Genomic DNA, 9,068 nt, shown 5'->3' with positions numbered 1-9,068 from the left:
TCGGGATGTTGTCAGGGGATTCCTGTTCCGACAGCGCCGACATCGCGACCCACTCGTCCCACGGCACCGCCCAGTCCCAGATGTCGCCGTCGGCGTAGGACAGCTGGATGCGGGTGCCGGTCACCTCGACGGGATCCCCGTACATCGCGGAGTGGAAGTACTGCTCGGCGTCTTCCAGGGAGAGGTTGATGCAGCCGTTGGTGACGTTGCTGCTGCCCTGGGCCCCGAGACTGGCCGGGTTGGCGTGGATGAACTCGCCGTTGTTGGAGATCCGCACCGCAAAGCGTTCCCGCAGGTTGGCGTAGCCGGCAGCGGGATTGGTCATGTAGAAGTCCTCGTACTTCTCGGTGACCACGTGGATACCGCTGCGGGTCACGTTGCGGTCCAGGTCCCCTTCGCCGTAGCTGCACGGGAAGTCCATGATCACGCCCGCGTCCGTGACCACCTGGATGCGGTGGGAGGAGGCCTCGGCCTTGACGACCTGGAAGCGGCCGATCGAGAAGTCCAGCGTCGAGTCCGCCGCGCCGTACGCGCCGTCGCCGAACGGCACGCCGTAGAGCTTCGCGTCGACGTGCACGGTGGTGCCGGCCGGGTAGTACTCCCGGGTCCGCCAGTGCACGCGGGATCCGGCGGCCTCGTCGGGCAGCCACGCCCAGCTGCCTTCGACCGGCGGCGTGGTGGTCACCGTCAGCGCCTTCTCCACCTCGGCGCGGTCGTCCTCGGCGATCGAGGCGTCGAACTGGATGATGATCGGCGCGGCCACCCCGACGGTCTGTCCGTCGGCCAGCTGGAACCTGCCGCCGACCTGCACGGCCGGGTCGACGGTGACGAACGACGCGGTGACCGGCACGGCCTTGCCGTCCTGCCCGACCGCGGTGCCCGCCCAGGTGTACTCGACGCCGTAGCCGAGCGGCTCGGTGACGGTGAAGACGGTGCGGTCCCGGTTCAGTGAGCCCGCGACCACCTTGCCGTCGGGGTTGGTGAGCGTGACCTTCTGGAACCAGCCGTCGGCGACCTCGACGCTGACCGGGGCGGTGGGATTGACGTCGTCGGTCAGATTCTCCGGCGCGTAGGTCAGCGTCGGCGCCTTCGGCGCGTCACCGGCGGCGGGAGCGCCGGGCGAACCGTCGTCAGTCGACATGCAGGCCGCCAGCGTGCCCGGTGCGACGACGCCGACCGCGAACGCCGCGAGGGCGCGCCGCCTGGTGATCGACGGCAGCGGTTCAGCAGGGCTCACGTGAACCCACGGTACCTAGACCGAGCAGCCGACCAGCACCGGTTCAGGTGTGAGTTCGATCCCGAAGGCGTTCCGCACCCCGTCGCGCACCGTCCTGGCCAGGGAGATCACGTCGGCGGTGGTCGCGGCGCCGCGGTTGGTCAGCGCGAGCGCGTGCTTGGTGGACAACCGGGCCGGCGCGTCGTGACCGGGGTAGCCCTTGCCGAAGCCGGCCCGTTCGACGAGCCACCCGGCGGCCAGTTTCACCCCGTTGGGGGCGGGATAGTTGGGTACCGGTCCGTCGACGGCGGCGGCCAGCCGGTCGAAGTCGGCGACGCTGACCACGGGGTTGGTGAAGAACGAGCCCACGCTCCAGGTGTCGTGGTCGGTCTCGTCGAGCACCATGCCCTTGCGGGTGCGCAGCGCCAGCACCGCTGTGCGCACCTGCGCCGGGTCGGCGCGCCGCCCCGGTTCGACGCCCAACGCGGCGGTCAGTTCGCCGTACCGCAGTGGTGCGCTGCGGCCCGCCGGGTCGAGGCGGAACTCCACCTCCAGCACCACCCACGCCGACGAGTGTTTGAGAATGCTTGTCCGGTAACCGAATTCGAGGAAGTCCGGGGACACCCAGCGATCGGATCCGGTGGTGCGGTCGAGCAGCCTGACCCGGCTGATGGTGTCGGCGACCTCGGCGCCGTACGCGCCGACGTTCTGCACCGGTGTCGCGCCGGCCGACCCCGGGATGCCTGACAGGCACTCCAGCCCGCCCAGCCCGTGCGCGAGCGACGCGGCGACGACGTCGTCCCACGCCGCACCGGCCTCGGCGCGCAGCACAGATCCGTCGACGGCGATGCCCGTGTTGGCCAGTCGCACCACGGTGAGCCCGGTCAGGTCGTCGGCGATCACCAGATTGGACCCGCCGGCCAGGATCAGCGCGTCCGGTCCGGCGGCCCGCACGGCGGCCCCGATCTGGGCTGTCTCGGTGCAGGTGATCAGCCGGCGCGCCGACGGTCCGACACGCAGCGTGGTCAGCGGCGCAAGCGGGACGTGCTCGGCAACCGGCACGCCGCCCGACAACGAAGTGACCACGGCGGCTAACGGTAGCGTGACCAGCTATGCCGCGTTCATTCGACATGGCCGTTGATTTCGAGGGCACGGTCGAACAGGTGCACAGCGCGTTCAGCGACGAGCAGTACTGGCGGGTCCGGCTCGGTGACTCCGGCGCCGACGATGCCACCCTCGACGAGCTGGTCGTCGAGGAGGACGGCAGCGTCCGCATCAAGACGACCCAGGTGCTGCGCGCCGACCGGCTGCCCGCGCTGGTCACGCAGTTCCACCGCGGCGACCTGAGTTTCGTGCGCGAGGAGATCTGGACACCGGTCACCGACGGACGGGCGTCAGCGGTGGTGCGCGGCGCGATCCCGGGTGCGCCGGCCGGACTGACGGGCGAGGCGCAGCTGGCCCCGGTCGGCGCCGGGGCGAAGATGTCGATGACGGCCACGGTCGAGGTGCGGGTGCCACTGATCGGCGGCAAGATCGAGAACTTCATCGGCAGTCAGTTGGTCGACCTGGTGCTCGCCGAGCAGCGGTTCACCACGGTGTGGATCACCGAGAACGGCTGAGCCGGTCTCTACCATCGAGCCATGACAGCCCCGATCGGACAGGTGACCAGGGGCACCACCGGTCACAATCGCCTGCGCCGCAGCGATCGTTGGCTGGTGCACTCCTCCCGGGTGCGCACCGCGCTGCAGGCCGCCGCGGATCCGCTGGTGGTGGATCTGGGCTACGGCGCCAAACCGGTGACGACGCTGGAGCTGGCGGTGCGGCTGCGCCGGGTGCGCACCGACCTGCGGGTGGTCGGCCTGGAGATCGAACCGGAGCGGGTGCGCGCCGGGCAGGCCGCCGTGCGGGACGGGGCGGCCCCCGGCGTCGAATTCGCGCTCGGCGGTTTCGAATTGGCCGGACACCGGCCGATCCTGGTGCGGGCCTTCAACGTGCTGCGGCAGTATCCGGTGGGTGAGGTCGGCGACGCCTGGGCGGCGATGCAGCACCGTGTGGCGCCGGGCGGGTTGATCGTCGACGGCACCTGCGACGAGCTCGGCCGGCTGTGCTGCTGGGTGCTGCTGGACACATCCTCGGCGGTGAGCCTGACGCTGGCGTGTGACCCGTTCGCGATCGAGCGGCCGTCGGATCTGGCCGAGCGGTTGCCGAAAGTGCTGATCCACCACAACGTTCCCGGTCAGCCGATCCACACCCTGCTGCGCGCGGCCGACCGGGCCTGGGCCAGCGCCGCCGGTCACGGCGTGTTCGGGCCGCGGATCCGCTGGCGCGCGATGCTGGAACTGCTGGTGACCGAGGGCTTCCCGGTGACCTCACCCCGGCGCAGCCTGCGCGACGGAATCCTCACCGTGCCGTGGGGATCCGTGGCGCCCGTCAGCTGAATGCACTGCGCTACCCACTGATTCCCACCGCCGACGCGACCGCAGGGGTACGCCGTGCCGCGCGCACACAAGGCACGCGATGGGCCAACCCGGCTGCCACCAGCCAGGCGATGCGTAGGCGTCGCATGGCGCCGCACAGTTTCGAAAATAGGATTGACATTTCGATACAGTTGGGGTGTGATTCAGGCGACAATGCAGTGCGTCGACCGACGCGCGTCTCACTCAAGGGAGGGTGCCGATGCCCAGCTATGGCAGCTTGATCGCTGCGGCCGCCGTAGGAGCCGTGGTACTCAGCGCATGTTCGCCGACGAGCACTACGGCAACCCAGGGGACGGCCGAAGGCGATGGCTCTCCTGCGCCTGTCGGCTATTCGGCCCTGTTTCTCCAGGATCCGGCCCAGGCGGCGATGGTGGACGCTTTCACCCGCGCCGCTCAGGAGCAGGGGCAGGCGACGCTGCCGCCTACTGGCGCCAACGGCAATGCCAGCCAACAGGATTCAGATATACGCAATCTTGTGACCGCCGGCGCGCGCAGCCTCCTGGTGGTCCCGGCGGACGCCAGGGCGGTGGTGCCGCCGATCGACTTCGCACGGCAGCGCGGGTTGCCGGTGGCGACGCTCTTTCTGGGCCCGAAGGGCGGCAAGGCGGATGTGGCGTTGGTTGCCGACAACATCAGCGTCGGACAACAAGCCTGCGAGTTCCTGGCCGAGAAGGTCGGCCCCACCGGCACGGTGCTCGAAATCCAGGGTGACATGCGGCAGAGCACAGCCCAGGATCGTTCAACGGGCTTCCAGCAATGCATGAAGAGCCAGTACCCCGGCCTCACCGTGCTGACCAAAGATGGCGGACAGTGGGATCCGAACACCGCCGCCTCCAGCGCCGCCGCGGTGCTGGCGAGCACCCCGGACCTCGGCGGAATCTTCATGGCCAGCGACGGCTACGTGCCGAGCGTCTCGCAGACCATTGCCAACGCCGGCCGGCAGACGCCGCGGGATGCCGACGGCCACATCTTCACCGTCGCGGTCGACGGCACACCCACCGGGCTCGACGCGATCCGGCAGGGCACGCTGGATGCCGATCTCACTCAGCCGGTGGACCAATTCGTCACCCACGGATTGGAGTACGTCGCGCTGCTGGCCAAGGGCGGGGAGATCACCGAGGGACCCACCGATCACGGCAGCGTCGTCGTCATGACCGAAGACGGTTATCCGGCAGACCAATTCCCGTCCGTCCTGGTGACCGAGGAAAATGTCGTCGATGCATCGCTGTGGGCCAACGCGCTGTGACCGCCACGTCGACCACGAGTCACGCCATCACCGCATCGCCGAATTCCGGGGCTTCTGCCCTTGTTTCGATGCATCACATCAGCAAGCGCTACGGCGCCACGCAGTCGCTGAACGATGTCTCGCTATCGGTGGCGGCAGGTTCCTCGCATGCGTTGGTCGGCCGTAACGGCGCAGGAAAGTCGACCCTGGTGGGAGTCCTGACCGGCATGGTAGAACCCGATGCCGGCACGATCGAGATCGAGGGTAAGCCCACCACAGCGCAGCAGCGGCGATCAGGTGAGGTCATCGGGTGCGTGTTCCAGCGGCCCCAGATCCTGCCGCACCTGACCGTCGCCGAGAATCTGTTGCTTGGATCGACGACATTCCAGACGCCGGTGCGGTGGCGGCGCGTGCACCGCAAAGCCAAAGAAATCCTTGACGACTGGGGCGTTCCGGCCCGCCCCGGCGATCTGGCGCGCGATCTGTCGGTCGAACAACGTCAGATCGTGGAGATCGCCCGGACGCTCGCGAGGGGCAGCCGGGTGGTGATCCTCGACGAACCCACCGCACAGCTGGACCGGACAGCGAGTACGCGGCTGTTCGAGCGCATCACCCAGCTGCAGGATCGTGGTGTCACCTTCGTCTTCATCTCCCACCATCTGCACGAGATATGGGAGGTGTGCGACGAAGCCACGGTGCTCCGAGACGGGCGGCTCGTCGCATCGCACCGGGTCGCCGACATCAGTCCCTCGCAACTGGTTTCGGACATGGTCGGCGACGGGCACACCGCGCCCGCACCGGCAGCGGACAGGCTGTCGCGTCCCGTGGCAGGGGGAACCCCCGCGCTGGCCGTCACGTCATTGTCCGGTGCAGGTTTCCAGGACATCGACCTCGAGGTCGCGGAGGGTGAGATCCTGGGCGTGACAGGTCTTTCCGGCAGTGGCAAAAGTGAACTGGCCGAGACCATCGCCGGGTTGCGGTCGCCGACATCAGGCAGCATGGCGATCGGGGGCCGAACCTGGAAGACCGGACGGCTCGACGCCGCCATCGCGGCCGGGATCGGCTATGTGCCCGCTGACCGCCACGTCGACGGCTTCGTTCCCGGGATGTCGATCGAGGAGAACATCACGGCAACGGTCACAGGAACTTTCGGTCGCGGCGGATGGATCGCCGCGCGGCGCCGCAAGACGGCCGCACGTAAGCTCGCCGACCGGCTCGCGGTGGTCCCGGCCGACCTGCGCACCGAGGTGCAGAACCTCTCGGGCGGAAACCAACAGAAGGTGGTACTCGGTCGCGCGCTGGCGAGCACACCATCGGTGCTGGTGTTGATCACCCCGACAGCCGGGGTCGACATCGCCAGCAAGGAGCGCATCTACGCGCTGATCGACACGCTCCGGCGTGACGGGATGGCGGTGCTGCTGGTCAGCGACACCCTCGACGAGTTGCGGCTCGCCGACCGTGTGGTGGTGCTGTTTCAGGGCCGTCAGCATGCCGAGTTCACCACTCCGGTGGGCGATATGACTCTCATCTCCGCGATCGAAGGCGTTCCCGATCCCGAATCCACCGACACCTCTGAGAACAAGAAAGCACCATGAGCACGCCGACTCTCACCAGCACACCCCCGTCCCCGACCGCCACCGGTCGGACCCAGTTGGCCACGCTGCCCTGGCGCAATCTCGGCATGATCCCGGTGATCATCGCGGTGATCGTGATCGGAGCGCTTCTCAACGACGCCTTTCTGACGCAGGCCAACATCATCAACGTGTTGCAGCAGTCCTCCGAGCTGGCGATCCTGGTCGTCGCCGAGGTGTTGCTGCTGCTGTGCGGCAAGTTCGATCTGAGCCTGGAGTCGATCGTCGGGTTCGCCCCGATGGTGGCCGCGTGGCTGGTGGTGGTGCCTGCCGCGGGTGGTCAGGGAATGGTGCTGAATCCGTACCTGGGTCTTCTCGTCCTGTTCGGCGTGGGCGCGGCAGTGGGGCTGGCCAACGGCCTGCTGGTGGTCAAACTCGGCCTCAACGCCTTCATCGCCACCCTCGCCGTGCTGATCCTGCTTCGCGGGGCGACTCTGGGTGTGGCGAACGGACAGACGATGTCGTCATTGCCCGCCCCGATGACCTACCTGGGCAGCACGTCGATGCTGGGACTACCGCTGGCGGTATGGATCGCGGCCGCTGTTTTCGTCGGCGCCGGCCTGTTCCTGCGGCATCACCGGCTGGGCCGTGGCGTCTACGCCATCGGCGGGAATGCGGCCGCCGCCCGAGCAACCGGGCTACGCGTGGACCGCCTTCTCATCGGCGTGTACATCTCTGCGGGTCTCCTGGCCGCTCTGGCGGGGCTGCTGTTCATGGGCCGGTTGGCCTCCGTCACGGCCAATCAAGGGCAGAACATGATCTTCACGGTGTTCGCTGCCGCGGTGATCGGTGGAATCAGTCTCAACGGCGGCCGAGGCTCGATGGTCGGCGCCTTCACCGGGGTCCTGCTACTGGCGCTGATCTCGAATGTTCTCACCCTGTCCGCGGTTTCGACATTCTGGATCCAGGCCGCCCAGGGTGCGATCATCCTGCTGGCACTGGTACTGCAGCGCCTCACGACGGGTGAACGGGATGATTCGTAGCATCCTCGAGAAGTTTGTCGGTGGTGCGCCGGATGTGCGCCCGCAGCAGGCTGTCGGCCAGGGCGGCGTCCCGGCCCACCACCGCGTCGAGAATAGCCTTGTGTTCACCGGCGATGTCGCGCGCCTGGTCGTGCAGCGGGGCAGACCAGCGCCGATACAGCTCGGCGGCGTCCCGGAGATTGTGCGCAGCGGCCAGTATCCGCCGGTTTCCACAACCCGCCATCAGTGCCGCATGGTAGTTGTTGTGGGCGATCACCCATTCCTCACTGAAACGCAAAGTCCCATCGACGGTTTCGTACATCGGTGTGCGCTCCAGAACGTGATGCGCTGAAATGGCGTCGGCTTCCCACCGCACATCACCTGACGAGATTGCGTAGCGCAGTGCCAACGCTTCGATCTCGCACCGCGCATCCGTCAGCTCGATGAGGTCGCCGGCGGAGATGTCGACGATCCGAAACCCTTGCTGCCACTCGCTCTCCACGAGTCCCTGCTCTGCCAGACGCTGCAGGGCCTCTCGGATCGCCCCGATGCTGCACCCGTACTGCTCGACCAAGGCGGCGAAGCGCAGCCGTGTCCCCGGCTCGATGCGGCCCCCCAGGATGTCGGAACGTAGGCGTTCATACGCACCGCTGCGCTGCGCCCGCGACTTCGCTACCGCCGGTGTCATCTCGATCCCCTTCTTCGTCTTCCGTCGAATCTTAGCGGGACATACCCATCGTCGTTTTATTTTCGAAAGTACGGTTGACCATTTGATGGTCAACTGGTTTCATGGACCGTGGCGGTCCGAACGTGCCGTAATCCCCTTATCCACGAAAGGGACGTGAACTTCAGTGCGCATCATCAACATCGCCGGCCGTCTGCATATCCAGCTGGACGACGGCACAGCTTTCGACGTCGCCACCGCGAGCGACGGTCGCTTCTCACCTGACCCACAGGCGATCTACGCCCGCTGGGCCGAGTTCATCGATTGGTACCGATCGTATGACGGCGTGGCGCCCACAGTGGGCATCGACGGGGAGATCGGCGCACCGGCACCGCGGCCCGCCCAGGTTTTCGCCGTCGGACTGAACTACAGCGCCCACGCCGACGAGTCCGGATTCGCCGCGCCTGAATCGCCGGTCATCTTCACGAAGTTCCCGTCGTCGATCACCGGGCCCGTGACCACCGTGGCGTTGCCGGACGGCAATGTGGACTGGGAAGTAGAACTGGTCGCGGTGATCGGCCGGGGCGGGCGTGACATCGCTGCCGCCGATGCCTGGCAGCATATCGCGGGACTCACCGTGGGCCAGGACATCTCCGAACGTGCGCGCCAGCACTCCGGGCCCGCACCACAGTTCAGCCTCGCGAAATCCCACCAGGGATTCTCGCCCATCGGGCCGGCGCTGGTCACGCTCGAAGAGTTCAGCGATGTCGACGATCTGGGCATCAGCGCTTCCATCAACGGCGAGGTGGTGCAGCGGGGCCGCACGTCGCAGCTCATCTTCCCGGTGCCACGCCTCGTCGAGGAGCTGTCCAAAGTGGTGGAGCTGTTGCCGG

The 9,068-nt window shown here is 67.6% G+C and carries 9 protein-coding genes; 6 read left to right on the top strand and 3 right to left on the bottom strand.

Features of this window, described 5'->3' with window-relative positions:
• Together ASJ79_RS12005 and ASJ79_RS12000 are read right to left on the bottom strand one after the other, a co-directional pair.
• The coding region (locus ASJ79_RS12005) for an Ig-like domain-containing protein (RefSeq protein WP_067955382.1) at positions 1–1,237 on the bottom strand (1,237 nt) is incomplete at its 3' end.
• Between the two features lie 15 nt (positions 1,238–1,252).
• A complete protein-coding gene (locus tag ASJ79_RS12000) occupies positions 1,253–2,302 on the bottom strand; it encodes a UDP-N-acetylmuramate dehydrogenase (RefSeq protein WP_067955380.1) in 1,050 nt (349 codons plus the stop codon).
• A 26-nt stretch (positions 2,303–2,328) separates the two neighbouring features.
• Between ASJ79_RS12000 and ASJ79_RS11995 the strand changes: the two genes are divergently transcribed.
• From ASJ79_RS11995 to ASJ79_RS11975, 5 genes are all read left to right on the top strand, one after another.
• On the top strand, positions 2,329–2,835 hold the full coding sequence (locus ASJ79_RS11995; RefSeq protein ID WP_067955377.1) for a DUF2505 domain-containing protein: 507 nt from the start codon (positions 2,329–2,331) through the stop codon (positions 2,833–2,835).
• A 21-nt stretch (positions 2,836–2,856) separates the two neighbouring features.
• Positions 2,857–3,654 (top strand): methylase, encoded by a 798-nt coding sequence (locus ASJ79_RS11990; protein ID WP_067955376.1) that lies wholly within the window; start codon positions 2,857–2,859, stop codon positions 3,652–3,654.
• Between the two features lie 238 nt (positions 3,655–3,892).
• On the top strand, positions 3,893–4,939 hold the full coding sequence (locus ASJ79_RS11985; protein ID WP_082753798.1) for a sugar ABC transporter substrate-binding protein: 1,047 nt from the start codon (positions 3,893–3,895) through the stop codon (positions 4,937–4,939).
• A gap of 68 nt (positions 4,940–5,007) precedes the next feature.
• Positions 5,008–6,513, top strand: a complete 1,506-nt coding sequence (locus ASJ79_RS11980; protein WP_067955373.1) for a sugar ABC transporter ATP-binding protein — start codon at positions 5,008–5,010, stop codon at positions 6,511–6,513.
• A complete protein-coding gene (locus tag ASJ79_RS11975; protein ID WP_082753797.1) occupies positions 6,510–7,532 on the top strand; it encodes an ABC transporter permease in 1,023 nt (340 codons plus the stop codon). The genes ASJ79_RS11980 and ASJ79_RS11975 overlap by 4 nt, the downstream gene beginning before the upstream one ends.
• Here ASJ79_RS11975 and ASJ79_RS11970 read toward each other — a convergent pair.
• Positions 7,504–8,199, bottom strand: a complete 696-nt coding sequence (locus ASJ79_RS11970; RefSeq protein ID WP_067955370.1) for a GntR family transcriptional regulator — start codon at positions 8,197–8,199, stop codon at positions 7,504–7,506. The two genes, ASJ79_RS11975 and ASJ79_RS11970, sit on opposite strands and share 29 nt — an antisense overlap.
• A gap of 163 nt (positions 8,200–8,362) precedes the next feature.
• Between ASJ79_RS11970 and ASJ79_RS11965 the strand changes: the two genes are divergently transcribed.
• Positions 8,363–9,068, top strand: a 706-nt coding sequence (locus tag ASJ79_RS11965) for a fumarylacetoacetate hydrolase family protein (RefSeq protein ID WP_067955368.1), incomplete at its 3' end; no start/stop codon positions are given.

This window comes from Mycobacterium sp. NAZ190054, from assembly GCF_001545925.1.
GTDB lineage: Bacteria > Actinomycetota > Actinomycetes > Mycobacteriales > Mycobacteriaceae > Mycobacterium.
Note: the sequence above shows the minus strand (reverse complement) of the source record. Positions and strands in the feature narration are given on the sequence as shown.

Excerpts from the sequence above, each read along its gene's own strand:
- ASJ79_RS11995 (WP_067955377.1), top strand. The coding sequence starts at position 2,329 with ATGCCGCGTTCATTCGACATGGCCGTTGATTTCGAGGGCACGGTCGAA.
- ASJ79_RS11980 (WP_067955373.1), top strand. The coding sequence starts at position 5,008 with ATGCATCACATCAGCAAGCGCTACGGCGCCACGCAGTCGCTGAACGAT.
- ASJ79_RS11985 (WP_082753798.1), top strand. The coding sequence starts at position 3,893 with ATGCCCAGCTATGGCAGCTTGATCGCTGCGGCCGCCGTAGGAGCCGTG.
- ASJ79_RS11975 (WP_082753797.1), top strand. The coding sequence starts at position 6,510 with ATGAGCACGCCGACTCTCACCAGCACACCCCCGTCCCCGACCGCCACC.
- ASJ79_RS11970 (WP_067955370.1), bottom strand. The coding sequence starts at position 8,199 with ATGACACCGGCGGTAGCGAAGTCGCGGGCGCAGCGCAGCGGTGCGTAT.
- ASJ79_RS11990 (WP_067955376.1), top strand. The coding sequence starts at position 2,857 with ATGACAGCCCCGATCGGACAGGTGACCAGGGGCACCACCGGTCACAAT.